At 37.8% G+C, this 1699-nt stretch carries 1 protein-coding gene; it reads right to left on the bottom strand.

Annotated features, from left to right (window positions below; genetic code table 11):
• The coding region (locus tag FT986_RS15975; RefSeq protein WP_187248621.1) for a hypothetical protein at positions 1-1699 on the bottom strand (1699 nt) is incomplete at both ends.

Below are 1699 nucleotides of genomic sequence, written 5' to 3'. Positions count from 1 at the left end.
TCACATCCTAATATCGTCTGGGTAACGTAATAAGTAGTTCCATCCACCAATGGAGTATTCCCTGGAATTGGCATGGTTGCTCCTGCATCACTGTACCAAACTATTCCACTACTATTTTCATTTTCTTCTAAATCTATATCATCTAAAGTATCGGGTTGTACAAAATATGGAGTAGTATCGTCTACGATAGGACCAGCAACATTATTACAATCAAATCCGTAAATATCTAATGTATAATTTACAGTGCTTGACTCTGAAGAGATCACTATAAAGATCGTCTCTCCTGCATTTATATAATAATCTGATATCGTTACCATAGAAGATGTTCCTTCATTGGTAGCTCCTTCTAAACAATTAGACCCTACATCTCCACAGCTCATATATATATACATCCCTGTAGAAGGATTAGTCACATTCGTCAATTCTATCTGCAAGATATCATCATTGTTAGCATCGGCAGTATATTGATAAACTACTTCATTTCCTCCTAAGTAATCTGAACCTGGACAACTTGATCCTGGATCACCATCAAAATTATCTCCGTAAACTGAAGTTGAGTCACTTGTATTATAAGGAAGATCTGTAAAGTCTACTTGAACATCTCCTGTTTGATTAACTGTTGCTACAACCTCTGTTCTTGGAGATTCACAAACTACTTCTCCTTCGAAAATTGTTAGGTTATAAAATATATAGTTTAAAGTAGAAGTTCCCGTACCTGTTGCTCCACTAGCAATAGTTCCTGAACTACCTAATGGAAGTGGAAAGTTTCCTGACTGATACCTAAATGTTGGACCAGAAACTTTCACTAATCTATAATCCCCTGCTGGAACTACAAAGTTTAATGGCACTGTAACCGCTATTGGACTCGCAGAGCTTCCCCCTGCTGGAATAGCTACAGACGTACTAGCTATAGCCACATTACCATTATTAATATCACGAAGCTCTATATCTAAAGTTCCACCTGCTGTTGAAGTACTAAACACCTCTACATCTATTAAAGTAAAACCTGTAGTTACATTAAAAAGCAATCCTCCATTGGTTGTAGTTGAAAGTGTACCTGCTGGAGTAACCTCTCCTACACCTGCTAACAAAGCTCCATCTACAGAAGCCTCACTCACCCAATAAGAGGTCGTATTAGTTAACATGGGACTGGTATACGTATTTCCAAACTCAATAGGGTTTCCTCCTGTTTGATTTTCATACCAATAAATATCATCTCCTGTACCACTCGCTGTAGCCGTCATTGTAATTTCACCTTGACAGTTAACACTTCCTGTAGTGGTTGAAGATATACCTAAAGAAGTACAATCTCTCTCATCTACGCTTATCGCTAACGGATCGCTTTCACATCCATTAAAAGTTTGAGTAACATAATAAGTTGTTCCATCTACTAACACTGTAGTATCTGGTATTTGGTTTGTAGCATTCACATCACTATACCAAGTAAGTGTTGCCCCAGCTTTAGTAGGGTCTACCTCTAAATCTGCTAAAGTGTCATTCGTATTGAATATTTGAGGAGATGGTCCCACTGGAGTAGCTAAATTAGCACAATCAAATGGAATAATATCTAAGGTGTAACCAACAGTTGGATTTAACCAACTAGATACTACAATGTAGTAATCTTCACCTGCCGTTACTGAAAAATCTTCTATTCCAAAATCATCATCACTAGGACCTGCCACTGCTCCTGCTAAACAAG

It is taken from the genome of Mesonia sp. K4-1, assembly GCF_008017825.1.
Classification (GTDB): domain Bacteria; phylum Bacteroidota; class Bacteroidia; order Flavobacteriales; family Flavobacteriaceae; genus Mesonia.
The sequence above is the reverse complement of the archived record's forward strand: the minus strand, read 5'-3'. Positions and strand labels throughout refer to the sequence as shown.